The 26817-nt window shown below is 41.8% G+C and carries 20 protein-coding genes, 4 tRNA genes and 1 pseudogene; 7 read left to right on the top strand and 18 right to left on the bottom strand.

Features of this window, described 5'->3' with window-relative positions; translation table 11 throughout:
• Positions 1-78: 78 nt before the first annotated feature.
• The 9 genes from FTU29_RS11810 to hcaE form a co-directional block, all read right to left on the bottom strand.
• Complete coding sequence (locus FTU29_RS11810) at positions 79-1134, bottom strand: MBL fold metallo-hydrolase (protein WP_180121991.1); 1056 nt, start codon at positions 1132-1134, stop codon at positions 79-81.
• 60 nt (positions 1135-1194) lie between these two features.
• Complete coding sequence (locus tag FTU29_RS11805) at positions 1195-2136, bottom strand: cation diffusion facilitator family transporter (protein WP_180121989.1); 942 nt, start codon at positions 2134-2136, stop codon at positions 1195-1197.
• Between the two features lie 230 nt (positions 2137-2366).
• A complete protein-coding gene (locus FTU29_RS11800) occupies positions 2367-3269 on the bottom strand; it encodes a DMT family transporter (RefSeq protein ID WP_180121988.1) in 903 nt (300 codons plus the stop codon).
• A 435-nt stretch (positions 3270-3704) separates the two neighbouring features.
• Positions 3705-4940, bottom strand: a complete 1236-nt coding sequence (gene hcaD / locus FTU29_RS11795; protein ID WP_180121986.1) for a 3-phenylpropionate/cinnamic acid dioxygenase ferredoxin--NAD(+) reductase subunit — start codon at positions 4938-4940, stop codon at positions 3705-3707.
• An 11-nt stretch (positions 4941-4951) separates the two neighbouring features.
• Positions 4952-5914 carry a 3-carboxyethylcatechol 2,3-dioxygenase gene (locus FTU29_RS11790; RefSeq protein WP_180007135.1) on the bottom strand — a complete coding sequence of 321 codons (963 nt, stop codon included), beginning with the start codon at positions 5912-5914 and terminating at the stop codon, positions 4952-4954.
• A 65-nt stretch (positions 5915-5979) separates the two neighbouring features.
• Positions 5980-6798 (bottom strand): 3-phenylpropionate-dihydrodiol/cinnamic acid-dihydrodiol dehydrogenase, encoded by an 819-nt coding sequence (gene hcaB, locus FTU29_RS11785; RefSeq protein ID WP_078192772.1) that lies wholly within the window; start codon positions 6796-6798, stop codon positions 5980-5982.
• A gap of 2 nt (positions 6799-6800) precedes the next feature.
• Positions 6801-7127, bottom strand: coding sequence for a 3-phenylpropionate/cinnamic acid dioxygenase ferredoxin subunit (hcaC, locus tag FTU29_RS11780; RefSeq protein ID WP_067763933.1), 327 nt, complete (start codon positions 7125-7127; stop codon positions 6801-6803).
• Complete coding sequence (hcaF, locus tag FTU29_RS11775) at positions 7127-7645, bottom strand: 3-phenylpropionate/cinnamic acid dioxygenase subunit beta (RefSeq protein ID WP_067763936.1); 519 nt, start codon at positions 7643-7645, stop codon at positions 7127-7129. Before hcaF ends, hcaC begins: the two co-directional genes overlap by 1 nt.
• Complete coding sequence (gene hcaE / locus FTU29_RS11770) at positions 7642-9009, bottom strand: 3-phenylpropionate/cinnamic acid dioxygenase subunit alpha (protein ID WP_078192774.1); 1368 nt, start codon at positions 9007-9009, stop codon at positions 7642-7644. Before hcaE ends, hcaF begins: the two co-directional genes overlap by 4 nt.
• A gap of 278 nt (positions 9010-9287) precedes the next feature.
• Here hcaE and hcaR point away from each other — a divergent pair, with 278 nt between their 5' ends.
• Positions 9288-10193 (top strand): DNA-binding transcriptional regulator HcaR, encoded by a 906-nt coding sequence (gene hcaR / locus FTU29_RS11765; protein WP_078192775.1) that lies wholly within the window; start codon positions 9288-9290, stop codon positions 10191-10193.
• 406 nt (positions 10194-10599) lie between these two features.
• On the opposite strand, the gene FTU29_RS11760 is transcribed toward hcaR, so the two are convergent.
• The 8 genes and pseudogenes from FTU29_RS11760 to FTU29_RS17680 all read right to left on the bottom strand — a co-directional run bounded on the left by FTU29_RS11760 (position 10600) and on the right by FTU29_RS17680 (position 19164).
• Positions 10600-11457, bottom strand: coding sequence for an alpha/beta fold hydrolase (locus FTU29_RS11760; RefSeq protein ID WP_078192776.1), 858 nt, complete (start codon positions 11455-11457; stop codon positions 10600-10602).
• Positions 11458-11751: 294 nt separating this feature from the next.
• The gene (locus tag FTU29_RS11755; RefSeq protein ID WP_180121984.1) at positions 11752-13020 is read right to left on the bottom strand and encodes an OprD family outer membrane porin; all 1269 of its coding nucleotides are present in this window, start codon (positions 13018-13020) and stop codon (positions 11752-11754) included.
• 536 nt (positions 13021-13556) lie between these two features.
• On the bottom strand, positions 13557-14576 hold the full coding sequence (gene dmpG, locus FTU29_RS11750) for a 4-hydroxy-2-oxovalerate aldolase (RefSeq protein ID WP_111884105.1): 1020 nt from the start codon (positions 14574-14576) through the stop codon (positions 13557-13559).
• Positions 14577-14587: 11 nt separating this feature from the next.
• Positions 14588-15484 (bottom strand): acetaldehyde dehydrogenase (acetylating), encoded by an 897-nt coding sequence (locus FTU29_RS11745; RefSeq protein WP_078192779.1) that lies wholly within the window; start codon positions 15482-15484, stop codon positions 14588-14590.
• 36 nt (positions 15485-15520) lie between these two features.
• Positions 15521-16318 (bottom strand): 2-keto-4-pentenoate hydratase, encoded by a 798-nt coding sequence (gene mhpD / locus FTU29_RS11740; protein ID WP_078189749.1) that lies wholly within the window; start codon positions 16316-16318, stop codon positions 15521-15523.
• A 689-nt stretch (positions 16319-17007) separates the two neighbouring features.
• Entirely contained in the window at positions 17008-17676 is a 669-nt protein-coding gene (locus tag FTU29_RS11735; RefSeq protein ID WP_180121983.1) for an HAD-IA family hydrolase, read from the bottom strand.
• A 152-nt stretch (positions 17677-17828) separates the two neighbouring features.
• Positions 17829-18800, bottom strand: a complete 972-nt coding sequence (locus FTU29_RS11730; protein ID WP_111884107.1) for an RluA family pseudouridine synthase — start codon at positions 18798-18800, stop codon at positions 17829-17831.
• A 55-nt stretch (positions 18801-18855) separates the two neighbouring features.
• Positions 18856-19164, bottom strand: a pseudogene (locus FTU29_RS17680) (hypothetical protein).
• A gap of 394 nt (positions 19165-19558) precedes the next feature.
• Between FTU29_RS17680 and FTU29_RS11725 the strand changes: the two are divergent.
• The 6 genes from FTU29_RS11725 to FTU29_RS11700 all read left to right on the top strand — a co-directional run bounded on the left by FTU29_RS11725 (position 19559) and on the right by FTU29_RS11700 (position 25790).
• Positions 19559-22987 (top strand): Rne/Rng family ribonuclease, encoded by a 3429-nt coding sequence (locus FTU29_RS11725; RefSeq protein ID WP_180122055.1) that lies wholly within the window; start codon positions 19559-19561, stop codon positions 22985-22987.
• A gap of 185 nt (positions 22988-23172) precedes the next feature.
• On the top strand, positions 23173-25014 hold the full coding sequence (locus FTU29_RS11720) for a long-chain-acyl-CoA synthetase (RefSeq protein ID WP_078192782.1): 1842 nt from the start codon (positions 23173-23175) through the stop codon (positions 25012-25014).
• Positions 25015-25154: 140 nt separating this feature from the next.
• Positions 25155-25230, top strand: a tRNA-Lys gene (locus tag FTU29_RS11715).
• Between the two features lie 21 nt (positions 25231-25251).
• Positions 25252-25327, top strand: a tRNA-Lys gene (locus FTU29_RS11710).
• A 49-nt stretch (positions 25328-25376) separates the two neighbouring features.
• Positions 25377-25452: transfer RNA gene (locus FTU29_RS11705), tRNA-Lys, on the top strand.
• Positions 25453-25714: 262 nt separating this feature from the next.
• Positions 25715-25790 (top strand) — tRNA-Lys (locus tag FTU29_RS11700).
• A 137-nt stretch (positions 25791-25927) separates the two neighbouring features.
• On the opposite strand, the gene FTU29_RS11695 is transcribed toward FTU29_RS11700, so the two are convergent.
• Positions 25928-26581: a hypothetical protein gene (locus FTU29_RS11695; RefSeq protein WP_257226926.1), complete on the bottom strand. Its 654-nt coding sequence runs from the start codon at positions 26579-26581 to the stop codon at positions 25928-25930.
• Positions 26582-26817 lie beyond the last annotated feature (236 nt).

Here is a 26817-nt window from a genome sequence, read left to right as displayed (position 1 = left end):
TTATCTTTGAATAAAAAAACCACCTTTTAAGGTGGTTTTTTCTTGGCATTAAATATTCCAATTACCTTCTATTAATCCTTAAACAATCAATTTTTTGCCTTCATGCATGGTTAAAAATGGATTCATTAACTTTGATGTTTTTCGCATTGCATGATGTAAGTCATGTTCTGGTTGGTCTCTAGCTTCATCAGTCAACTGAAAAGTCCGATAATGCATTGCCAATGAACATTTTGACTGTAAATCTTTATGCGCCTGAAAAGCTTCTTCGGGATTCATGTGCAAATATTTCATTAAACGACGTGGCTCATAAGCTCCAATCGGTAATAACGCTACTCGGGGTGCACCTAAGCGTGTATGGATTTGTTTGAAATGTGCGGCATAGCCCGTATCTCCAGCAAAGAAGAAATGTCCTGTACTATGCACGATGGAAAAACCTCCCCATAAGGCATGATTTTGATCTCGCCAACCACGACCTGAACCATGCTGTGCAGGCGTATAAACGATACGCAAATCTTCAAACATTTCCGATTGCCACCAATCAAGTTCAATGACATTGAAATGTGTGGGTAAATAATAAGCATTGCCTAAACCAGTATAAATCGGCATAGCAAATTGTTCATGTAACCAATTCAAGGTTGCTAAATCCATATGATCATAATGATTATGGCTCAGTAAAACCCCATGAATTGTAGGTAATTCTTCTAAGGCAATTCCTGCAGGACAAGCACGTCGTGGTCCAGTCCCTTGACGTGGGCCTGCATACTCCGCCCATACAGGATCGGTCAAAAAATTATATGGCCCAATTTGAATCAAAACCGTCGCATGTCCGACAAACCAAACCAACCAATCATCCATTTTAGCCAATGGCCGATTGTGCGGAATGCTACGCGAAGAAGCAAAAAACTGTTGATATTCTTGCTCACGATCTACTTTCCATGTATCGCTTTTACGCGTCATGATCCATTTCAGCATATCTTTACGCGTAAACGCATCGGGATTTCGAATGGTATTAAAGAATTTTTCCCCATTAAAATGGTCAGTTGCCAGATAATCAAATACAGGCTTCGTCCACGTATGTTTCATACAGCTTTTAGTACTGATTTGAAACTGTGCTGATTGAGTTTTTTGATTCATGTGTATTTAAAATTCATTCACTATGCTGACAAACCTTGCAAAGTATTTAACCTCGCAGACCTATTGATCAAGACGACCTTTCATGCGCTCAAGCCAAACCTTCCGAGATTGAGGCTTGACAAAGAGTGCCACAATTTCAGGATGAAGCTGTTTAATTTGTGCTTCAATTCTGTTGACACAAGCTTCTATATCATCTGACGTTAAATTATCTTTAAATTCAAGACTCAAAGATGCCAAAACTTGATGTGCACCCATCTGCTCTGTTAACACCCCATTGGCAGAATGCACTGCTGGATCTTGCTCTGCAACTATCAAGACATTATGCCTCAATTGTGGGTCAGCAGTTTCTCCCATGAGCAATCCTTTAGTCTCACGTGCAAGTAAAATTGCTGAAATAGCGAGTACAACCCCAATTAGAATTGATGCCAGACCATCAAGCATTGGCATATTCAGCGCGTGTGATAAATAGATACCGATCAGGGCAATAAACAGACCAATCAGCGCTGCTGAATCTTCAAATAACACGGTAAATGTCGTCGGATCTTTACTGCGTCGAAATGCTTCAAAATAGCCCTGTTTCCCTTTGATTTTACGAAATGCTTTCAATGCCACAAACCAAGAGGTCCCTTCACACAAAATCGCAATACCTAATACCATATAGTTAATCATCGGATTTTGCATTTCTTCGGGGTGATAAATATGACTAATCCCTTGATAAATCGACACGATCGCACCCAAAGCAAAGACCATCAACGCCACAATAAAAGCCCAAAAATACAGCTCTCTCCCATAGCCAAACGGATGGCGTGCATTTGCTGGCTGCTGCGATTTTTTCATACCGTAGAGCAGTAAGATTTCATTTAAAGTATCAACCACAGAGTGAATAGCTTCACTCAACATGGCCGAACTATTCGTGATATAGGCAGCGACAAACTTCACCAGTGCAATCGCTAAATTGCCGAAGAGCGCTGCATATACCACGATTTTGTTAGATTCAGACATTTAAAATTGTCCTAAATTTATTTTTATCAAACAGATCTATTTGATTTTATAGCTCATTCCATAGTACTCAAACTGACTGTAGCTGTTGTTTGTTATTTTGTTGTTTTTACACCAACTGTCGATTGTTTCGACAATGCCATCATGTTCCATGTGAAACACGCTCTTTAGCGCAAAGGTATAGAAAAAAAAGGAAGCCGCAGCTTCCTTATAATTCTGTAGATGTACACGGTTCAACGCACTTTATTAAAATATTGCTCGCGCCACTCTTTCCAAAAGTACATCACAATACCAAACATCACAATGATGATGCCAACAAAGGCATTGGAGCTAATATATTCACTGTTCAACGTAGCTCCCAAAACCAATGCTATGACAGGTGTCATCACATTACTGAGTGACACCGTTGATGCCGCCAAACGTTTGATCAGCCAGAAGTAACACAGCATTGCTACAATGGATGACATGATCATGGTAAAGACAAATCCAATCATCGCACGGCCGCTTGGCAATTCGGTTGGAAAATGCTGCCAAATAAATGGAATAATGAGCATCGATCCTAAAGCAGAAACAATCAGAGAACCGGTTGCCTGTGACATCGGCTTTAACGGTGCGTTAATCTGTTTCACCCAAAAAATCGAACTGATATATGACACCATACTGATTAGCATCAGTACAACGCCAATTGGATTGACTTTGCTATCAGCAGAATCTGCAAAGACAAAAGTTAGACCACCCACTGCAACCGCCATGCCCAACCACTGCAAAGCGACCAATTTATGTGTTTTTAAAATTACATGCCCAATCAAACCGGCAATTAAGGGTGAAAAACCAAAAATCAGTGCCATTAAACCAGAGGTGAGATAATTGGCTGCCAGATAAATAAATAACTGTGCACCAATCAAATTTAAACTCCCTGCCACATAACTTTTTAATGAGGTTTCATCAAACGGCAAAGGATCACGCATCAATTTCAACAGAAACAGCGCAATAATAGATGCGCCGAAGTAACGGATAATCAACACCCACATCGGATGTATTTCCTGCACACTCCACACAATCGCGAGCGGCGTCGTCGCCCAAATCAGTACCAAAAGAGCATATATACTTGCCGTCAGCGGCAGTGAAGATTTCATTTCATTCTCAAATTTGATTGTTCTAACGACTTAACCTGAAACCCACTATTCAGATCTGGAACTACTCGTAAGACCAGTAACTAATAAAGTTTAAGACCAATTATTGCTCTCCACTTTATCAACTAAATTGGAGGCGGTATGAATGCCACCCGATCGTTTGGGGTATAAGGACTTCTCTTCAACCGATCAATAATCTCCCCTAACCACTCTTAAAAAAAAGAGGGGGAAACATCTAAACGAAATCCATTCTTCACAAAGACTACTCCCTCCTTTGAAAAAGGAGGGCTGGGGAGGATTAAAACCGTTGAATAGATCTATATAAGCTAAAACTATATACATGGACTACAAAATAGCTTTATAAGTGCGATGCTAAAACTAAAGACATAAAAAAACAGACCTACGTTACCGCAAGTCTGCTCATCTTAGACATTCAGCTTACTTTACAAGTTTACGTAAATCTTGGCTTAAATCTAAATATTTATCCGCTTCAAACGCTGCATTCTTGCTAATCAATTTTTTCAAATGACGCATCTCTTTCGCAGCATTCACCGTAATACCACCAACAATGACACCGTCAGTTACACCAAACAATACAAATGAAGACTCAGCCGCCAATTCAGGATTTACTTCGCCACGTGCAATCCATTCGCTTGCAGCCATATCACCCACAAATTGATAGTTGATATTCAATTGATCTGTCCAGAACCACGCTGGATTTGGGGTTGGATGTTCAACACCCATTACATGACGAGCAAAGATACCTGCTTGAAGATTGGCATTTTCCCAAGTTTCGACACGACGGTGGTTACCACAGTCACGAAGCTGAGTCGCAACATCACCCGCTGCATAAATATCTGGATGTGAAGTTTGGCAGTTATCATTCACTTTAATGGCAAAATCAACGTCTAAACCTGCATCAACCGCAAGTTGAGCATTTGGCACAATGCCAATACCGTAAACTACAGCATCTGCACGAAGTTCTTCGCCGCCTTCAAGCGTGATCACCACTTCTTCGCCATCAAGCTTACAGTCAGCAATAGAAGTCGAAAGACGAACATCTACACCTGCAAGACGTTGTTGAGCCAATAAGAATTCGCTCAATACGCGTGGAGATGAACGCCCCATCACCATTGGACCCATTTCAATCACGGTCACGATACAGTCTTTAGAACGTGCTGAAGATGCAAGCTCAAGACCAATCACACCACCGCCGATCAATACAATACGGCGACCCGCTTGTAATACAGGCACCAATGCTTGTGAATCTTCAAGGTTACGTAAGGTATAAACGTGTTTACCCAAAGCATCGAAATTCGGTAAACGGCGTGCTGCACCACCAGTTGCTAGAAGCAACTTGTCAAATGACACAATTTCACCATTTTTCAGTTCAACTGTTTTCGCATCGCTATGGATTTTCACAGCGCCATTGCCACGAATATGTTCAACACCGAGTTCTGCCAATTTTTCTTCTGACAGAATTTCGATTTTGGTCTCTTCAGGTTTTAGAATTACGTCTTTAGACAAAGGCGGACGTTCATAAGGAAGATGTGTTTCATCACCCACCAAAATGATTTTGCCTTCATACTTGTTCGCACGGAGTTCTAAAATGGCGCTAGCACCAGCTTGACCAGCTCCAACAATAACGATGGTTTCGATACCATTTTGGCTCATGGGTTTGTTCCTTATTTCAATTCTGCAGATACGATGCCGAAGCCCGCAATCCACTCACTAATATCTTCGTAGCAATGTGTTGTCATGTCGTATTCGCCCACTTCATGTAGTGCAGCAAAAGCAGCCATCCAAGAACGAACTTCTTGACCGCCACGACCGCCTTCAACACGAATTTCAGCTTCAGTCATCGCTTCAATGGCAGCAAAGTCAGCTTTGGCGAAAGTATCAAGTAATGCACGATCCCATTCTGGGTTTAAAGGCACTGCGACAGAAGTATCACCCGCTGCGAGTTTTTGACCGACAGCAATGATTTTGCCTTGACGTGTATTACGTGCCTCTTCAGTTGGATTACGACCTGCAATCAGGAACTCTTCCACTTCTGGTGGAACTGAACCCATTTGCGGTGTTGGTGGATCATGAGACAAACCACCTGTACCCAAAACAAGTACACGTTCATTCTCTAAGTTCAATGATTTAATGAACTGACCGACTGCACGACCCAAAGCGACTGTACGCTTGGTTGTTGGCATCGGTGCAGCTGCACCATTGATAAAAATTGGAATCGTTGGATAACGATCAAGCTTGCCACCACAAAGGAAATGTAATGGTTGAGTCACACCGTGGTCTGCCTGCATACGATAAGAGTATGCAACATCGACACCTTCATCCAATACGCGACGAACCAGACTAATTGCTGTTTCTTCAGGCACATTGATGTGGTCATTGTCTTTACCATAATCCCAATCACCTGCTGCTTTGGCACGAATACCGACGCAGAAAGATGGCATGAGGTCATAGAAGAAACCATTGAAATGGTCTGGACCAAAAGTAATGATCAATGTTGGATTATAGTCTTCAACTTCTTTAGCGAGTTTGGCAAAAGTTTCGCGAACTTTTTCCTCTTTGTATTTCTCTTGCGGAGAAGCGAATTCCATTAGGGGACTGTGCGATGCACAAATAAGTTTAACGGCCATGGGTGACTCCTAAACGGAAGGCAGCCAAGACGGCTGCCGAGTAAGTCCTTTACGTATTTGGCGAATTAAATCTCGTCAAAGAAGCCAGCACGTGGTTGACGTAAACCACGGATACCCAGACCACATTCAGCATTAATTAAAACACCAGTTAATGGGCGGTTGTTTTGACGAGAAGCCAATAACACGTATGAACCAGTCATATCTTCAGGTTCGGGTAAGAAATTGAGCGGCATGCCGCGTGCAATCTTCTCAGGATCACGTGCATCGAGTAGACCAAGGTTTTCTTGGCCTAAAGAAGCAGCACCTTTGATGTTGACATTCATACCCGACGGAGCAACAGCGTTCACTCGTACTTTAGGCGCAAGCTCATAGGCTAATTCTTTCATAATCCCAACGCCAGCATGCTTAGACGCTGTGTATACAGGGCCTCCGCCTGCCGAATACAGTGCTGAGTTAGACAAAGTAAATATGATAGAACCTTCCGAAGCTATCAATGCATCAAGTGCAGCTTTGGCACCTAAGATGAGAGATTTGGTGTTAATACCCATAATCTCATCAAAAGCTTTCTCCAGCTGTTCACCCGATGTATTGACGATATCTGCGTAATGATCCCAGATACCTGCGTTTCCGACGAAACAGTCAAGTTTGCCATAATGTTCTACAGTTGCTTGAACTGCACGAACATTATCCTCATAGCTGGCTACATCTCCTGCGATCGCAAGCACGCGGTCACCAAAATGTTCTTTCAATGCATCAACTTTCGATTGAGAACGTTGAAGAACAGCAACTTGTGCACCTTCTTCTAAGAAACGTTCAACCAATGCCCAGCCTAAGCCTGAACCACCACCGGTAATAAGTGCAACTTCGCCTTGTAGCCAACCCATGATTACTCTCCTGCCATCTCTACGTATAAAGCACCATCTTCAACAATCACAGGGAATGTCTTGATAGGATCTGTTGCTGGTAAGCATAATGCTTGACCAGTTTTCAAACAGAATCGAGCCGAATGAAGTGGACATTCAACAGTGCCATCATCTTCAAGGTAACCTTCAGACATTGAAGCATTACCATGTGAACAACGGTCGTTCATCGCGAAAAATTCGCCATTGTTGTTGAATACTGCAAGCGCATCGATACCGTTAACGCCGCAATCTACTTTCAATGCTTCGCCTTCGTCTAATTCGTCAACTTGGCAAACAAAAATCTTATTCATTAGAAGAACACGCTCAGGTTATGTGAGTTGTAAGTCACCTGATCAAGGGTAATCTTACGGTTGAAGATTTCGAAACCTTGCTCAGTGTCGACTTTGCGGATCTTGTCGTGACGCTTACCACAGTAGATTGTTACATCTTTCTCTTTCTGGGTACGGTACAACAAGTACGTTACGTAAACGTCGTATTCGCCTTCAACTTCAGTCGCTTCAACAATCACATTTGAAACCATGTGTGTTGTACGTGAAGGAGGTTCTTCGGCCCATGCCATACCTGTCTCAAGACGGGCAACACGGCGTTCCAACAAATCTTTGGTATCGTTAAATACCCAAGTTGTAGGTGGCTCGATCGAACGACGACGGTCACGTGTTTGCGCGTTTGGTGTTGTGCGTAGCGTATAAGAAATATCTTCCGCTAATACAGCTAACCAATCACGGAACTTCCAATCGTCCAGCAATTTTGCTTCACGATAAAGAAACTGACTAATTTGGTGATGGAGTTCTAAACTAATTTGACTCATTTCATAAGCTCCTTCTCATATTCGTCAGCCGCAGCTTCAACGTCTTCCCATTTTTCATGAATCAATAGGTCAGCCCAACGACGGTACATACCTCGTGCAGCTGTTTCTGAGAAAATGTAGTTGGTGATACCAGGGATACCATCTTCACGTACTTTCTCGTTACCTTTACCCATTTCCATAATTAATTTGTTTTGACGGGCTTTATAACCACGTAAAACTTTTTGAATTTCAATCCAGTTTTCAGAGTCATCTTGCTCTAGGAAACCAGCAGGACCGAAGGCACGTGTTGCAGAACGTTCAAATGCTGCTTGTACATCTTCTGGCGCGTCCGCATCACAGATACAGAATGCCCATACTTCAGTTTTGTTTGGACCACGTGGGTGCCATACACGAAGCGTTGCAGTACCGTTCAACCAAGATAGTGTTGGGAACATGGTGTTGTGACCAGCAAGACGCAGTGCACGAGTTTCACCTAGGCGTTCTTTCACTTCTTCATACGTTTCACGGAAGTAGTTTGCTACTTCACCATCCACCCATACGTTTGCGTCTGGTTTCTCAGTGAAGAAGAAGCCTGAACCGTGACCACGTGAACCGTATTGGATCGCGTCTTTGGCAGTTTCCCAAACTGGACGGGCAGTTTGTGCAGCACCTAATTTCTTAGAAGATTCATCATCTGGTTTAGCACCAAGCACCTGAATCGCAGATGCATGAGAGAACAACGCGTGGTATTGGTCAGAAGCGAACTGTTCAGCTGCAAATTTCCAGTTACAGTCGATTTCCCATTTGTGTACACCACCAACGATCACAGTACCACCTTCACGACGGTCTACAACGCCGTCCAGGTACCAAGCGATATCGCCCATGTATTCTTCTAGATCTGGAGTTGTTTCATCCCAGCAGCCGAATACTAAGCCTTTGTATGATTTAACGCGGTTAACTTCTACCAGACCCCATTGCTCTTTACATGCACCATGTGGGTAAGCACGATCTTCAAGCGGGATATCTTTTAGAGAACCGTCAATACCGTATGACCAGCCGTGGTATGGGCAAGTGAACGCACGTGTATTACCACAGTCCGCGAAGCTCACACGCATAGAGCGATGACGACATTGGTTTAAGAATGCTTTGATTGAGCCATCTTTTTGACGTGCCACGATGATTGGATCTTCACCCATATAGGTATTGAAGAAATCGCCGGCTTTAGGAATTTGGCTCTCATGGCATAGGAATAACCATGTACGACCGAACACACGTTCTAATTCAAGTTCGTAAATGTCTGGATCGGTATAGATAGATGGCGTGATACGTCCATTTTGTGCATCGACTAAAGCATCGATTTCGCGCACATCAATTTTTCCACTCATGAAAAGCTCTCCTGTGACCATAAGGCACAAAGTAATAGACTCAACTTTTCAACGATGATGGATTTTAGAGCGATATTCGGGAAATATTTATTTTGTTTTAATTAAGAGATTTTATAGATTATTACGGTAGATTTTTTTTATAGTATTTTTTTTAAATTACCGAGAACACCATTTATTTCGTGAATGGCAAAATAATCCTCACGCAATAGTTGTTTATAGATTATACTGAACGAACTTCTAAGTAAGACATTTTTTGGATTACTCCACGGGTTGATTATATGGAATTACGACACTTACGCTACTTCATTACTGTCGCTGAAGAACTCAATTTCAGTAAAGCTGCGTTAAAACTTTATACTGCTCAACCTTCTTTAAGCCAACAAATTAAAGATCTTGAAGAAGATGTCGGCGTAAAATTGTTGCACCGGACTAAACGCAAAGTTGAGCTCACAGAAGAAGGTGCCGTATTTCTAGAACAAGCACGTTTGACACTAGCTCAAGCAGACAAGGCCGTAGCGATGGCACGTCAGGTTTCACAAGCCAAACAACAGATGCTACGGATTGGTTTTGTGCCTGTCGCAGAGATGAAAATCTTCCCTTATGTACTGCCTAATCTACGTGTTCAAAACCCAGAACTCAAAATTGAATTACTTAGTTTAAATAATCGCGATCAGATGAAATTGCTACAAAAAGGTGAACTAGATATCACTTTTACTCGCAATAACTTTCATAGCGACGAAATAGAAAGTCAGTTTGTACTACGTGAACCATTGATCTTTATTTTACCCAAAGATCACCCTTTAGCGAAGTACGAACGTATTCCAGTTAAAGCATTGAATGGTATTGATTTTATCATTCCTGCACGCGAACAATCAGGCACATTGCATGAAGCCATTTTAGACTTTGCTTCTAACCATGGCGTTCAATTTAATATCGTGCAAAAAGCCGACAATATCCTGTTTAACATTAACTCCATCGGCATGGGCTTAGGCTGCACGATCCTACCGGGATACATCGCGCCATTAACCATGAACAATACTGTGATTCGTCCTTTAGATGTCGAATTACCGTATCTAGACCTGTACGTAAGTTACCGAAAAACGGCGAGTTCTGTGGCTGTAGATAAATTCCTTGAACTGCTAACCAAAGTTTTTTATCTCGATATCAATCGCGAACAGCGTTAATTTTCGCCAAGTCATAATTTATAGATATAGCACCATTATTTTTAAAATGAATAATGGTGCTTTTTTTATGGCTAAAAAGTCGCTTTTTTAATCGTTTAAATGTTTTAATCGACGCATTTTATCTATCATACATATCGACTTGATGGAAAATAACTTATAAATTTTAGTTTAGACATTGATAAAAATTGCTAAAAATAGCCGATTTACAACTTAAGTCTAATAAATAATTCCCCTTCCCCAACCATTTAGATGAGCTTATTTTATGCCTTTTTACTGATTTAGACCGTACACTGTCGACCTTTTAATGAGAATAATACTCATTTAAAGTATTTCTTTCAAAAGATTTATATAAAAAAAAGGATGGCAAAACCATCCTTTTTTTGAATTTCATGTCAGTGACAAGAAATTACACACCACGCGCTTTTAAATAATCTTTAATCACGGTGTTGAATTCTTCTGCTTTTTCAACTTGAGACCAGTGGCCACATTGGCTGAAAATATGCGCATCAGCATGAGGAACGGTATTCAAAATATCCCACGTACGAGATACAGGAATCACCACGTCTTGTACACCATGAATCAACAATACTGGCACAGTAATGTCTTTCATTTTTTCAAAGTCGAGTGGGAATTCGAAACGGTCACGGTCGCGTGCGCCAACAACATCCATCAAACGATTTGATGCATAGTCATTTGCAGCAGAAGCGAAACGTACTTTTACCAATTCGTCTGTGATCAAGTCTTTGTTTACAACAAACATAGACAAGGTTTTCTTGATGCCTTCCTCGGTTAATACAGGGTTTGCATGTGCCTTAAGTGCTGCAGTTTGTTTAGCACCGCCTGTACCCATAGACACGATACCCAATACACGTTCTGGATAGTCCAAAGCCATTTGGAATGCTAACCAGCCACCGAGTGAGTTACCCACTAACCAAGTTTTTTCAATACCTAGGGCATCTAACGTACGTACAGCGTGATCAACCCAAGCACGGATACCATAAGCAGTATTCGGTGCAACAACAGTTTGACCATAACCAATCGTATCGATAGCGATACAACGTGCTTGTTCACCAATTTGTGGAAGGTTTAACCACCAGTTTGCAGCAGCAGATACACCTGTGCCTGAACCGTGTAAAAATAGAATTGGTGTGCCTTCACCCACTTCGTGGTAATGCGTTAATTCGCCTTCAGCAGTTTCAATCCATTTATCTTCTAAACCAAAGAATGAATCAGTTGTATAGTCAGGAATCTGAACAGTGCTCATACATGCTCCTCGTATTGCGTAGAGCTTATGTTTCAATCCATAGCGGATTTAAACACAAGGGGGACTCTTTTGGATTTTGTGGTTTTTACAGTCTCATATTACCTGTTCAGCCACTGCTAACTGATACATATTTACGATCATAAACAACAAATAGACTATAATTTAAGTTATTGTTTTTTAAATATATATCTCAAAAATATATCCATAAAATCTTTGAGGTATTTCTTTTTTAAATAACCCAGCAAATAAAAAGGGAAGCAATGAATCCACTTCCCTCTTTTTTATCCTGAGAAATTAGAACTTATAGGTATAAGTTGTCGCGACACGGTACTCTTGCAAGTCAGATTTGTAATCGAAATCGGCATCGATATACATTGCCTGGAAGCCTAAGCCCTTCAACTTACCTTCAGGCACGGTGTAGTTCACAATTAAGTTCAATTCATCTGACTTCTGATCTTTAAGACCAGCAATTTCTGCATCTGAACCAGTGAAATACACAGCAGTTGTATTTAAGCCTTTCACACCCATTTCTGAGAAATCATAACCATAAGTAAAGCCCCATGATTTTTCATTTTTTGCAGTAAATGTTGCTATACCCCAGTTGACTAAGTACGGCTGCGGCACCCATCCACCCAGTGTTGGGAATGCATTATCACCAAACATTTGTTGATAACCCAAACCAAAGGTATGCGAACCGTAATTCACTTTCGCACCAACCGATAACGCTTGGTTATCAATTTCGCCATACAGTTTGTCACCCGAATCTGAGTTATCAAAATAGCGGATATGACTGTCTAACTTGACTTTTTCACCCAGTTTAGTTTTGTAGTTCGCACCTATATAGTGCTGTTGGTAGATATCCTGTACATCGGCATACCAGTAGCTACCACCAATTTCAGGCGTAAATTGGTGATCAATCCCCGCAATATACATCCCGTCAGATGCTGGACCGTTGTCAAAATGACCTATTTTTCCATTCGGCAGCTCTTTACCTGGTGAAAATAAAGTTAAATCACGGAACTGGTTATCATAACGATTATTAATACCGTCAATATAAGCCACGGTCAACTTGGTATCTTTCAGGTCTTTCGACTCCAGCCATGCACCGCTATAAGTCGTCATTAACTGACGTGATGGATCAAATACTAGCACTGGAGATACCGGCAATAGCTCACCGACTTTCAATTCAGTTTTTGACACTTTGGCTTTCAGGGTCACACCCACTTTACCAAAGTTATCTTTTGATTCTTTACCATCGTGCGGCAAAATAAAGTCTGCATTGGTATCACGGCCATTGAGTTTAAAGGCATGCTGTACCAGCAGGTCCGCGCCGACTTGAATGCCCGCGCCAATATCCTGATAACCTGACTTCGCATCCAGCGTAATGCCTTGCGACCATGAACCCCAATTTTTATTTGGAGTATCTTCAATTTGACGATCCAAATAAAAGTTTTTAAATTTCAATTGCACTTGGCTGTCGTCAACAAAGTCCGCATAAGTTGCAGATGTTCCTAATGTTGCTGTCGCAGCAAGAATTGCTATCCATAAATTTTGACGACGCATGGCTTATTCCCAGTGATCAAATTAAGCTATGACATCATCATGCTCAACAATACCTTGGAAAAAAATCCGACTACAGTATTAAGGTTTATCAGGCTTTTGTACGACTTGAACTTTGGAAGTTATTTCTGGTTATTTTCCTTAGAGATTAAAACAATAACTCTTATTTATCATTTAGAACAACTGATTAAATTAACCCCATGTTTTATTAACATAAAATTTAAAGTTTTTTATTATTTGCAATTACATGCGCTGTATTAATTGCTTTTAAGTTTAATCAAAGTTTTCTAATGAGATTTATCCTCATTTAATTTATAAAATTTAGCTATGACATGATATTTAATTTATATAATCATCAACAACTTAAAGTTAAATTCTACTACTATGGCTGCTCGAAATCAGCCATTGGTTCGCAGAACTTTTCTTATTTCAATCCGCTTTCTATGCATCAATTCAATCTCAACTAAAAACCAAGCCCATATAGTCAGTGGAGACATAAAAAAAGCGCCCATTTCGGGCGCTTTTTGATTTAAAGCAAATTAAGCATTGGCTTCTTTTGCTTTAGACATGGTCAATGCCAAATCTTCGATCATATCTTCTTGACCACCAACCGTACCACGACGACCAAGCTCAAGAAGAATTTCACGCGCAGAAACGCCATATTTCGCTTCAGCACGTTTCGCGAATAACAAGAATGATGAGTAAACACCGGCATAACCTAAAGTTGCTGCATCACGGTCAGCACGGATCTGATGTGTCATCATTGGAATGATTAAATCTTCCGCAACATCTTGAACTTTAAACAAGTCCACACCTGTCTCCATTTGCATACGGTTGGCAACCGCAACAAACAATTCAAGTGGAGTATTACCTGCACCTGCACCTAAACCTGCAGAAGCTAAATCGACACGCGTTGCACCAGCTTGAACCGCTGAAACAGAGTTCGCAACACCCATACCTAAGTTATGGTGACCGTGGAAACCGATTTCGATCTCTGAAGCCAGGTTGGCACGTAAAATACCCACGCGGTCAGTCACGTCTTGAGGCAACATATAACCAGCAGAGTCAGTCACATAAATACAGTTTGCACCGTATGACACCATTTTGCTGGCTTCTTCCAAAAGTTTTTCAGGAGTTGCCATGTGCGCCATCATCAAGAAGCCCACAGTGTCCATGCCAAGTTTACGTGCAGCAGTAATGTGCTGTTCAGAAACGTCAGCTTCAGTTGAGTGCGTTGCAACACGAATGGTTGCTACACCAACATCATGTGCCATTTTCAAATGGTCAACCGTACCAATACCAGGAAGTAAAAGTGCAGATACTTTCGCCTGTTTCAGGTTTGGAATCACCGCTTTTAGGTATTCTTCATCGGTTGCTGCTGCAAAACCATAGTTCACAGAGTTACCGCCTAAGCCGTCACCATGCGTAACTTCGATTAAAGGTACACCTGCATCATCCAAAGCAGTTGCAATGGCAACCATTTGTTCAGGTGTAGTTTGATGGCGCATAGGATGCATACCATCACGTAAAGTCATATCATTAATAATAATCTTAGACATTTTGGTATTCCTTAAGCTTCAGCAGTGTTTAATACGCGTTCTGCAAACATTTCTGCAGTACGTGCAGCTGCCGCAGTCATAATATCGAGGTTACCTGCATATTTAGGAAGATAATCACCTAAACCTTCAACTTCTAAGAAGATTGAAACACGGTTACCGTCAAATACAGGACCATTTACAAGTTTGTAACCTGGTACATATTTTTGAACTTCAAGAATCATCGCATGTACAGATTCAGTGATTGCTGCTTGATCTGGTTCACCTTCAACAAGACAGTGAACAGTATCACGCATCATCAGTGGTGGCTCAGCAGGGTTAATGATGATGATCGCTTTACCTTGTTTCGCACCGCCCACTTTTTCAATAGCGCCAGCAGTCGTACGAGTAAATTCATCAATGTTTTTACGTGTACCTGGACCCACAGATTTTGTTGAAACTGTTGCAATGATTTCGCCGTATTCAACAGGCTGAACTCGTGAAATCGCAGCAACCATAGGAATCGTTGCCTGACCACCACATGTCACCATGTTGACGTTCGGAACTTCACCTGCGTCCAATAACGCTTCTAAGTTTACTGGTGGTACGCAGAATGGACCGATTGCAGCAGGTGTTAAGTCAATCATTAACACGCCAAGTTCATTTAATTTGCGGCTGTTTTCAGCATGAACATAGGCAGAAGTTGCATCAAATGCGATTTTAATGTCGTCTTCAATTACGTGTGCAAGTAAACCATCTACGCCTTCAGCAGTGGTTTTTAAACCCATTTTAGCAGCGCGAGCCAAACCTTCAGACGTCGGGTCAATACCAACCATCCATACTGGTTCTAAAAATTCGCTGCGTTGAAGTTTGTAAAGCAAGTCAGTACCAATGTTCCCTGGACCGATCAATGCACATTTAATCTTTTTCATGAATGTGTACTCTTAAAAATTCAGTAAAACCCAAGCTTATTTCGCTGCAAATGCTGCAGTCACAGAACCAAAGCCTTCAATTTCAACTTTGAATTCATCACCAGGATTTGCCACAACCATTGGGCCTAAGGCACCGGTCAATACGATGTCACCTGCAAGCAATGGACGACCACGACGAACCATTTCGTCAGCCAACCACACTGCTGCATTTAATGGGTTAGAAAGACACGCTTTACCCACACCTTGTGAAACCACTTCTTCACCACGAGTCATGACCATTTTGCAATTTACAAGGTCAAGATCTGCAAGTTTTACAGGCTTAGAACCCAGCACAAAACCTGCTGAAGATGCGTTATCTGCCACAGTATCAATCAACGAGATTTTCCAGTTTTCAATACGGCTATCGACCACTTCAATTGCAGGCAGTGCATATTCTGTTGCACTAATAATGTCTGCATAGGTGTGTTTTTCTTTGGTCAAATCTTGGTTAATCACCAAAGCAATTTCTGCTTCAACTTTTGGCTGAATCAATAAACCAGCAGGGATTTCTTCACCATCGCCATACGCCATGTCAGCAAACAACATACCGAAGTCAGGTTGATCAACGCCTAACTGCGCTTGTACAACTTTTGAAGTTAAGCCAATTTTACGACCTACAAGGCGACGACCTTCTGCCACCGCACGTTTGGTATTCACTTCTTGAACGGCATAAGCAATATCTACATCAGCACTTTCACCACCAAGTTGTGGACGGATCGGTGCAATCGCAGCCTGATTTACTTCCGCATCGCGTAATGCTTGCGCAACTGATTCAACAACAGCAGAATTCGACATCAATGTTTCCTTAAACTGCAAAAATTGGATGCACAACGTGTTTCATCCCGATCACCATCAAAATCAAAGTGATGAAAGTCATGTCAGGATTCGCCTAAAGCATTTCACTTGACATACTACACGTTATGTTTAGATGCATTTAGCATCGAGATTTTAGAAAGTGAATACCAATACTTATTTTATTTATGACTATAGCTATTAGCTATAAATTAATCATTATTTATTATTAATATTCAAAAACTTAAGTCAAAATAATTAAATAAAATTCACTATTTTTTTCGCCCTTAAATCTGAATCTCTACTAAAAAACTTGGCTTATACGACTAAAAGATAAGATTAAAAGATTATTTTAGCGTCAGGCCAACTTTTACACATAGGTGTTCAATTTCATCTGATTTAGTTTAATAAATTAAAAAATTAAAAATAAATCAATAAACAACAATAAGATAAAACCAAAAATTCAAACAAAAAATCTATTCCAGCTTGTGGTAAAAGGCCAAATAGTTGCGCTCAACTTTTTAAGGTAAATTTGCTAGAAGACTGCTTGTTATTGTAGAAAAATCTAGTGTTATTACTTTTTTAAATAATTGAATTTACTCATTTCATCAAGTAGAGCTTGCGTTACTATTCATTTGGTAACAAAAAAGGTGAAAACAAATTTCACCCTTTTTACTCGTTTGTATCTAAAACTATACAGCTAGACGTAATTTCACGTGTTCTAGTAGAAATTCAGTCAAATCACCTACGCTATGTGCAATATGTAAGGGTTGAAAACACTGGAGTGTTTCTACAGTATGCACTCCATAGCTCACGCCTACACGTGGCATCTGAATATTGAGGGCCATTTCTAAATCATACGACGTATCACCAACCATAATGGCTTGATCGGCACGTAGTCCTGTTTCCGCCAAAATTTCTGCCAACATCAACGGATCTGGCTTAGATTTGGTTTCACTGGCTGCTCGGGTCGCACAAAATAGCTCATGACTTTGCGTTTGAGCCAAAACACGGTCTAGACCTTTACGACTTTTTCCTGTTGCAACAGCCAATTGTAGACCGACATCGCGTAATTCCTGCAACATATCTGCGACACCATCAAACCACATATCCCCTTTGGAATGGGCCACATAGTGATCGGCATAACTTTGCAAAATGTCGCTGTGTAATTCGGGAACCGTCGGAAATAACCGCTGTGCGACTTCTGGTAGACCTAAACCAATAATACTTTTCGCATCAGCATCGGTCAGCGGCTGTGAAAATTGATCTGCTGCAAATTTTAAACTCTCCACAATTTGACCCACAGAATCAAATAAAGTGCCATCCCAATCGAAAATGACTAGTTTTATAGCTGAGTTCATACGTTTTCCTAGATTTGATTCAGTGTTTGGTAATTCAGATTCTGGAGTGCATCAATTTATTTACCTCACCCCGGCCCTCTCCTTAAAGGAGAGGGAGAAAGAAAACTTACGAAGCAGTCCTGCTCAGGGGGGAGAAGTCTAATATTTAAAACTTACTCGTCATCTTCCGAAGACTTCACCACTTTGTCGGCTTTTTGCGCGCGTAGCTGCGCCACAAGGCTTTGCATATCTTCTGGCAATGGCGCTTCAATGGTTTGGTAACCCGGAATTTCTAAACGCATGGCATGCAGACATAAACGACGTGGCTTTGGACCACGGTATTCAGTTTCATGACCATATTTTTCATCGCCCACCAATGGATGACCAATACTTAAACCATGTACACGGATCTGATGGGTACGGCCCGAAAGTGGAGACGCATACACCAATGTGGCATGCATAAAACGTTCTTTCACGTTCCACAGCGTCTTCGACTCTTTACCTTCTTTAGGTGATACACGAACACGACGCTCGCCATTTGCCAGTTCGTAACGATGCAAAGGCTGATCAATCAGCTGCTTATCCAAACTCACCACGCCTTTCACCACAGCAGCATAAGTTTTTTGGATTTTGTGTTCGCGCAGCATGTCTTGCAAGGTTTTCAGCACACTACGTTTCTTGGAAATCATCACCAACCCAGAAGTGTCGCGGTCAATTCGGTGAATCAGCTCAAGGTATTTCTTCCCTGTTGCGGCACGTAAGCCTTCGATCAAGCCATACGCCACACCACTACCGCCGTGAACAGCAATACCAGAAGGTTTGTTTACCACCATTAAGCCTTCATCTTCGTACACCACACGGCTCAGTAAACTTTGTGCCACTTTGTCAGATACGGGAACCGCAGACTCATCTTTTTGCTCATAACGAATTGGAGCAACTCGAACTTGGTCACCAATATTGAGTTTGGTTTCCGCTTTGACGCGTTTTTTATTGACGCGGACTTGGCTTTCACGAATCAGACGATAAATGCGACTTTTAGGCACACCTTTCAGACGACTAAACAGGAAATTATCAATACGTTGACCCGCCTGATGCTCGTCCACTTCAAACCAGGTGACGCTTTGCCATTCTTGCGTAGAATTCATACAGTTACTGTGACCTAAAAAAATACTAAAATTGATTAAAAATTGATCATTTAAGCTATACTTTTCGCAAGAAACATAAGCTTAGCCCATAGGCAGATGATGCAAGGTTTGATATAGTCAGCGCACGGAAACCACCGTAACTGAGTAAAAGTTGATTCATTTCAGTATTTACTGTCATTGAACTTTCAAGCAATTACTCATTTAGCTCGGAAAGGTCCCAAAAGAATTATGCCGACGCCGAAGGCTTATTATATCGGCAAAACTGCAAACTGTTGCGTTTAATTGTGCCGTAGGTACATAAAACAGTTTGCCCCAAAAAAATATGTGCCAACCAAGGTTGGTTTTTAAACGTAAACTGATACACATCAGACCAGTCGCTCCCTGGAAATCGTGTTCAGGCCACAACGTTTGATGCATTGGATCTGCACAGTTTGTAAAGGTACGATGATAATTCCGTATCAAGACGCTCTATCAGATATGAATGGATGCTCTTCGAGCAATGTGACAGTGAAAGTTACTCACATCCAATGCACCGTTTGTCCGCCAGTGAAACGCGTTCAGGTGACTTTAATCGTTTAAAAGATTGAAGCCGTATTGCCATCATCAATACGTGAATCAAAAACCGTTGCCCGCCCAAAGAAGGTCGGTACACATGCACAGATGATGTTTTTCGATCTGTGCAACTTGATCCATGCTATCTGATGCTCGCTACGAGTCAGGCGATGTTCTTCTGTGTATCACTATTAGGTGTTACACCCATGAAACGTATGTTGATTAATGCAACACATGCCGAAGAAATTCGCGTTGCACTTGTCACTGGTCAGCGTCTTTACGATTTTGACTTAGAGAATCGTACCCGTGAACAAAAAAAATCGAATATCTATAAAGGTCATGTGACTCGCGTAGAGCCGTCTTTAGAAGCTGTATTTGTTGAATACGGTGCAGGTCGTCAAGGCTTCTTGTCGATGCGCGAAATTGCTAACTCTTATTACAAAGCTGATCCTCGCCAAACTTCAAACATCCGCGAATTGATCACTGAAGGCACTGAGCTTTTAGTTCAAGTGGAAAAAGAAGAGCGTGGTAATAAAGGTGCTGCCCTTTCTACATTTATCTCACTTGCTGGTCGTTATTTGGTCTTAATGCCAAACAACCCGAAAGGTGGCGGTATTAGCCGTCAAATTTCAGGTTCAGTTCGTGAAGAATTGAAAGAAATGTTGGCGTCTTTAAATGTCCCTCGTGGCATGAGCGTGATTGTACGTACTGCAGGTATTGGTCGTTCTCAAGAAGAACTGCAACTTGACCTGCAACACTTGCTTGACCTTTGGGCACAAATCCAAAGCACATCAAGTTCAGGTCCATCACCAATGTTGGTTCACCAAGAAGCCGGTGTGGTTACACGTGCAATTCGTGACTATTTACGTGATGATGTTGCTGAAATTCTGATTGACTCTGAGCAAGCGTATAACGAAGCGTATAACTTTGTTAAAGCAGTGATGCCACGTCAAATCGACAAATTAAAAACCTATACGTTAAATGAACCGTTATTCGCTCATTTTGGTATCGAAAGTCAAATCCAAACTGCCTATGAACGTGAAGTAAAACTTCCTTCTGGTGGTTCAATTGTGATTGACCAAACTGAAGCATTGGTTTCAATTGATATTAACTCTGCAAAATCAACACGTGGTAGCGACGTAGAAGATACAGCGCTCAATACCAACCTTGAAGCTGCTGAAGAAATCTCTCGCCAATTACGTTTACGTGATATCGGTGGTTTGGTTGTGATCGACTTCATCGACATGACCAAAGACCGTAACCAACGTATGGTTGAAGCTAAACTTCGTGAAGCAACACAAAGTGACCGTGCACGTATCCAATTCGGTCAATTGTCACGCTTTGGTTTGATGGAAATGAGCCGTCAACGCTTACGCCCATCGCTTGAAGAAGCCACTGGTTATGTGTGCCCACGCTGTCATGGCACAGGTATGGTACGTGACCTACGTTCTTTATCACTTTCAATTATGCGTAAAGTGGAAGAAATTGCGCTACGTGAACGTCATGGTGAAGTTCAAGTTGAAGTGCCTGTTGAAATTGCTGCATTCTTATTGAATGAAAAGCGTCACAGCCTTGTATATCTTGAACAAACTTCAAATGTTCGTGTGACTGTACTTCCACACCCTCACCTAGAAACACCACATTACGAAATTTCGTATAACCCTGAAGGTTTTGCACCAACAAGCTATGAACGCACTGAAGCGACACGTTCTAGCGAAAAAGAATTGGGTTACGAAGCATCTGAATGGCATTTAGGTGAAGAACAGGCCGCTGCTGCTCAGCAACAAGCACCTGTACAACAACAAGAAAAAGGCCACAAAAAGAATAAGCAACAACCCGTTGCTGCTCAACAAGCACCTGCACAAGTTGCCGCTCCTGCAGCATCATCTAGTCCATGTGCATGGTTAGAAAACTTATTTGTTCAAAAACAAGCTGCAACCGTTGACCAGTCGCGTACTGCAAACAATGCCGCTGCTGCAATTGAACAAATGGTAAATAGCGGTGCTGCAAGCCGTGGCCAGTTTGGTCAAATTACCCCTGCATCGGCAGCGCCTGTTGTTGTCGTAGACAATAATGCTTACCTTGCGCCTTCTTCTGTTGTGCACAAACAAGAACGTGACAGCCATTCAGAAAAAGCTGACCGTGAAGAAAAACGTCACAACAAAAAGCGTACTAAGCATAAAGAACCACGTGAACAAGAAGCTCAATCGCATCAAGTTCATGAAGAAGTGTTACAACCTTCACGTCAAGACCGTCAAGAACAGCGTAATAACGAAGCACGTCAAAACGAACGCCAAGAGCAACGTTCTGAACGTCAAGAACCGCGCCAAGACAACCGTCAAGACCAACGTGAAAACCGTCGTAACTCACGCCGTCAACATAACAATGAACAAGTACAGCACGATGTTCAAAACAATGAACAACCGCAGTCTGTTCCACGTCGTGACCGCAACAACCAACAACGTCCAAATCGCCCAAATCGCCACCGCGATCAAAGCGTATTGAACGAGCAAGTGATTGCTCAGGAAGTTGCAACTGAGCAACAATCTGAAAACCGCAATCAACGTCAACCTAAAGTTGAAGTTGTTGATGCACCACGTCAAGACGTGATACCAACAGCACTTGTAGTAAATGTTGATCAAGCTCAAAGCGAAATCGTAGCGCTAAATACTGCCCCAGCAGTTGAAAAACCTGTAGAAACCCCAGTAGTCCAAAAAGCCGCTGTCGTTGAAGCAGAAAAAGTGGAAAAACCTGCGACTGAAACAAAAGAAGTAGGACATAAACCACAGCATGCTCAGCAAAAACCGTCTCGTGCAAGCAATGACCCACGTCAACGCCGCCGCGAACAACGTGCAGCTCGCGCTCAACAAGCACAGGCTCCGAAAATTTCGCCATCTCAAGTGCCGACACTGGGTCAATACACTGTAAGCAGCTTGATTAAGCATGTATACGGTGAAGACTGCTCAGTACTGATTGAGCAATTTGGCTTAATTCCAACATTCAACCGTGCATTGCAAAAATTCACGGAAGAATATGCCGCGACTTTGACTGCACCTGCAGCTGAAGCAGCTGTAGAGAAAAAGCCTGTCACTCGTGATGTTCAAGTTACAAAAGCTGCACCTGAAGCTGAACCAGCGCCAATGTTGGATTTGACACCACCAAAGCCTGTGTCAGATAAACGTGTTGCTAATGACCCACGTGAGCGTCGTCGCCTTGCTAAACTTGCCGCTGAACAAGCGAAACAAGACCAAGCAAAAGCACATGCTGAGGTGGAAGCTACGCCTGTCGCAGACACTGCTATTGAGGCGCCTGTAGTTGCAGAAGCTAAAGCTGCTACAGTTGAAGCCAATGTATCCGACGTTGCAGGTCAAACTGAAGCACCTGAACCCGTTCAAGCTGAAGTACCGACACCCGTTCAAGCTGAACTGGATGTGAGTGCGCAGCCTGAAAAGACGGAAGAAGTGTCTGAAGCTCCTACTAAACCAGTAGAAGAAAAAGCTCAAGCCGTTGAAGCGGAAAAGAAAGTTGAGGTTCCTGTAGACGAAAACTCGGCCGCTGAAGGTGAAAAACCTGCACGCCCTCGTCGTCCTCGCGGTCGTCCACCGAAAAAAGCAAACACCGCAACTGAGCAGTAATTTGCTATTTTGCAGGTGAATAAAAAAATCCAGTCATTTCGGTGACTGGTTTTTTTTTGATACTTTTGTCAAATTAGGTTGATTGCACTAGATCGAAACGATTAAAAGACAATTGTAGAATTTGCTGCAAATTTCATTGCAAAGAAATAGACCGTATCGGATTACGAAAAATAAATAGGATTCACATGAGCCAAACTACACAACACGACCTTATTGGGATTGCTGATGTTGCAGCAAAAATTCCCGCGTTCATTAGCAAAGTACCCAACCTGTTGAGTGGTCTAAAGCAAGCCTATTTACGTACCCCAAATACTTCCGCAGGCTTGGGAATTGCATTTGAAAAAGCCGTAAAGCGTAATCCTAAAGGTTATGCGCTTTATTTTGAAGAGCAAAAATATACCTATAACGAACTCAATGAATGGGCCAATCAAATTGGTCACTATTACCTTGCACTCGGTGCAAAAAAAGGTGATGTGATTGCGGTGATGATCGAAAACCGATCTGAACTCGTGGCAACCATCGTAGCTTTAGCCAAAATTGGCGTCACCAGTGCTTTGGTCAACACATCACAAGTCGGCAAAGTCCTGACACACAGCATCAACTTAGTAAACCCAATTGCGGTAATTGTGGGCGAAGAATGCCGTCAAGCCGTAGAAGAGATTCGTGGTGATCTCAGTGTAGCTGCAGATCGTTTACATTGGTTCGCAGATCAAGCCACTCGTGTAGATGCTGGTCAAGCACCTAAAGGCTTCTTAAACCTTGCAGAAGCGATTGATGAATTTCCAAAGTTCAACACACCCACCACTGCAAGTGTAAAAGGCAAAGACGGTCTATTTTATATCTACACCTCTGGGACAACAGGCTTACCTAAAGCGGTGATTTTCACCAACAGCCGTTGGACTTTGGCTTATGGAACATATGGTCACGTCCTTAATCTGAATAAAGATGATGTGATGTACGTAACTTTGCCGCTCTATCACGCTACAGGCACTGTAGTTTGTTGGTGTGGGGTGATTGCCGGTAGCGCCACCCTTGCCCTGCGTCGCAAGTTTTCCACCTCATCGTTTTGGAAAGATGTACAAAAGTTTGATGCGTCAGCCATTGGCTATGTGGGTGAACTTTGCCGTTATTTGATGGATGCTCCACATTCAGACCTTGAAAAAGGCCATCGTGTGAAAAAAATGATTGGTAACGGCATGCGACCAAACATTTGGGATAAGTTTAAAGAACGCTTTGGGGTCGAAGAAGTCCTTGAACTCTATGCTTCAAGTGAAGGCAACGTCGGCTTTAGTAATGTGTTTAACTTCGACAATACCGTTGGTTTTTCACCAACGCCTTATGCGATTATTCAGTTTGATAAAGAAAAAAATGAAGCTGTACATGATGCTAAAGGTCGCTGCATTAAAGTCAAAAAAGGTGAAGTCGGCTTACTCATCGGTAAAATTACCCGTCGCTCACCTTTTGATGGCTATACCGACACGGAAAAAAACAAATCCGTCATTATGAAAGATGTATTTAAGCATGGTGATTCATACTTCAACACTGGTGACTTGGTTCGTGACATTGGCTTCCGCCATGCACAATTTGTCGACCGTCTAGGTGATACTTTCCGCTGGAAAGGTGAAAACGTTTCAACCACTGAAGTTGAAAACATGGTGAGTGAGTACGATAAAATTGCTGAAGCTGTGGTTTATGGCGTAGAAATTCCAGATACCAATGGCCGTGCAGGTATGGCTGCCATCACGCTCACCGATGGTGCCGAACTCAACGAACAAGATTGTAGTGAAATGGTTCTGCAATTTAAAAAATGCTTACCAGCTTATGCCGTGCCAGTATTTTTACGTGTACAGAAAAAAGTCGAAACCACAGGCACATTTAAATACCAAAAAAACAAGCTGAAAGAACAAGCTTTTGATCCTAAGCAAACTGATGAACGTTTATTGGTATTGCTGCCAAATGCAACTGCTTACTGTGATTTAACTCCTGAAATTTATGCCAATATTCAGGCATATAAATACCGTTTTTAAGCAAATAGCGCTCATTTTAGCGACAGATATCCGCTAAAATGAGCTACTTTGTTGTATTTATAATCAAACACAAGCAAGTTTATGAATTTTTACTTGCGCTTGAAGCAGATCTTGCTACAATACGCACCATCAAGCGAAATGGGTCGTTAGCTCAGTTGGTAGAGCAGTAGACTTTTAATCTATTGGTCCCGCGTTCGAGTCGCGGACGACCCACCATTTCCTTCGATACCACAAGATGGGTCGTTAGCTCAGTTGGTAGAGCAGTAGACTTTTAATCTATTGGTCCCGCGTTCGAGTCGCGGACGACCCACCATCTTTCTAAAATGCCAGTTTTAGATTACAATCTTGTGCATACCCCCTAAGGGTCGTTAGCTCAGTTGGTAGAGCAGTAGACTTTTAATCTATTGGTCCCGCGTTCGAGTCGCGGACGACCCACCATTCTTTCTTAGGGCTTCTTTCTTCCGGCAGTTGAAGAAAAAGAAACCTGCAGGTTCCGACCAAGACAAACCATCACCATTATTGGTTTTGATTCGCCATTCTCGAAATTTTGCTATAGCGATGTTGCGAAGTATCATTCTTGTCTTGCTAGATGAAGTATTTGACCTGAAAAATTTTAGATAACAAATATTCCCTAGTATTCAAAACTACGCGCTTCGTTTATCTTGCTAAAATTTTAAAATGCTCTTTTAAAATTTTCCCAGGGTTGTTAGCTCAGTTGGTAGAGCAGTAGACTCTTAATCTATTGGTCGTGGGTTCGAACCCCACACAACCCACCAATTCTGTTTTGTCTTAACTATATCGTATTAATAATTCAATTTTTTATAAGCTAGTTGCATTCGATTAGCCAAGAACTACGAATTTCACGCCGATACTCAAACGCAATTTATAATTTTATTTACTTCATTCGCAGTATTTAATTTGGGTCTTTCACCAAAGTATAGGCATGTTGAGGCTGAGGATAACCTTTAGAAAATAATTCCTGATTTCGATCGACTTCACCTTGACGAATTTTGTCTAAATCCATAGTGATTTTATTTTCATTAATCACGTGATAATAAAAATTCACGCCTTCTTTTCGATGAACCACCAGCTCGGTATGTGCTTCATTGACACTCCACGTATCCTTACGATATTTCACATTAATGCCTGGCGTATTGGTTTTTTCAGCAAATACTTTTCCAATTTGAATAATACTGCGGTGTACCGTGCCATCTGGTAATAAGTTGAGGATGAACTCCGCATCGCCTTCTGGGCATGGAATAAAACTGTCATCGCATTTTACTTTAGCATGAAAACGTCCAATAAAAATTTTGGCATGTTCAGGAACAGGAGCTGACTTTAATTCATCATCATTCGGCAATGTCGCCTGCCCTGCCACTTGGGTTAATTTTTTTCCATGATCTTGCTTCGCTTGAACTTCCGATGCGACAGTTGATGCCGAACTTTCACCCTTATCCGCTGCGGGTTGAGGCGTTGGACTACAACCAATAAAAGAGAGGCTGAACACTCCTGCAAACACTGAAAGATATGCAAATTTCATCAAAAAAGGTGAAGCCGATGTTTTCATATAATGTGCCAAGACCAATCATTCATTGGTTTTTTCAGTTCTTGCTGACTTAATATTGTAATCAAAAAATCAACGCTGTATACATATATTTGCGATATATGTTAATCATATCTCATTGTTATCGTTGATATTTAATTAATACTCAAGCTATTTTAAAGGCAAACTAATCAAACCAATTCTTCAAATTACATAACTTTACTTAATTTTTTTTCTGCACCCTTTAAATCGCAAAGCTT

It is taken from the genome of Acinetobacter sp. YH12086, from assembly GCF_013419345.1.
Lineage (GTDB): Bacteria > Pseudomonadota > Gammaproteobacteria > Pseudomonadales > Moraxellaceae > Acinetobacter > Acinetobacter amyesii.
The sequence above is the reverse complement of the archived record's forward strand: the minus strand, read 5'-3'. Positions and strand labels throughout refer to the sequence as shown.

Coding starts and splice junctions, on each gene's coding strand:
- FTU29_RS11810 (WP_180121991.1), bottom strand. CDS start 1,134: ATGAATCAAAAAACTCAATCAGCACAGTTTCAAATCAGTACTAAAAGC.
- hcaE (WP_078192774.1), bottom strand. CDS start 9,009: ATGAGTGGAAAAATTGATGTGCGCGAAATCGATGCTTTAGTCGATGCA.
- FTU29_RS11760 (WP_078192776.1), bottom strand. CDS start 11,457: ATGAGCACTGTTCAGATTCCTGACTATACAACTGATTCATTCTTTGGT.
- FTU29_RS11745 (WP_078192779.1), bottom strand. CDS start 15,484: ATGAAAAAGATTAAATGTGCATTGATCGGTCCAGGGAACATTGGTACT.
- FTU29_RS11800 (WP_180121988.1), bottom strand. CDS start 3,269: ATGAAATCTTCACTGCCGCTGACGGCAAGTATATATGCTCTTTTGGTA.
- hcaF (WP_067763936.1), bottom strand. CDS start 7,645: ATGAGTCAAATTAGTTTAGAACTCCATCACCAAATTAGTCAGTTTCTT.
- FTU29_RS11725 (WP_180122055.1), top strand. CDS start 19,559: ATGAAACGTATGTTGATTAATGCAACACATGCCGAAGAAATTCGCGTT.
- FTU29_RS11790 (WP_180007135.1), bottom strand. CDS start 5,914: ATGGCCGTTAAACTTATTTGTGCATCGCACAGTCCCCTAATGGAATTC.
- FTU29_RS11755 (WP_180121984.1), bottom strand. CDS start 13,020: ATGCGTCGTCAAAATTTATGGATAGCAATTCTTGCTGCGACAGCAACA.
- FTU29_RS11735 (WP_180121983.1), bottom strand. CDS start 17,676: ATGAACTCAGCTATAAAACTAGTCATTTTCGATTGGGATGGCACTTTA.
- hcaD (WP_180121986.1), bottom strand. CDS start 4,940: ATGAGCCAAAATGGTATCGAAACCATCGTTATTGTTGGAGCTGGTCAA.
- FTU29_RS11695 (WP_257226926.1), bottom strand. CDS start 26,581: ATGAAAACATCGGCTTCACCTTTTTTGATGAAATTTGCATATCTTTCA.
- FTU29_RS11805 (WP_180121989.1), bottom strand. CDS start 2,136: ATGTCTGAATCTAACAAAATCGTGGTATATGCAGCGCTCTTCGGCAAT.
- hcaR (WP_078192775.1), top strand. CDS start 9,288: ATGGAATTACGACACTTACGCTACTTCATTACTGTCGCTGAAGAACTC.
- hcaB (WP_078192772.1), bottom strand. CDS start 6,798: ATGGGTTGGCTACAAGGCGAAGTTGCACTTATTACCGGTGGTGGTTCA.
- mhpD (WP_078189749.1), bottom strand. CDS start 16,318: ATGTCGAATTCTGCTGTTGTTGAATCAGTTGCGCAAGCATTACGCGAT.
- FTU29_RS11720 (WP_078192782.1), top strand. CDS start 23,173: ATGAGCCAAACTACACAACACGACCTTATTGGGATTGCTGATGTTGCA.
- FTU29_RS11730 (WP_111884107.1), bottom strand. CDS start 18,800: ATGAATTCTACGCAAGAATGGCAAAGCGTCACCTGGTTTGAAGTGGAC.
- dmpG (WP_111884105.1), bottom strand. CDS start 14,576: ATGTCTAAGATTATTATTAATGATATGACTTTACGTGATGGTATGCAT.
- hcaC (WP_067763933.1), bottom strand. CDS start 7,127: ATGAATAAGATTTTTGTTTGCCAAGTTGACGAATTAGACGAAGGCGAA.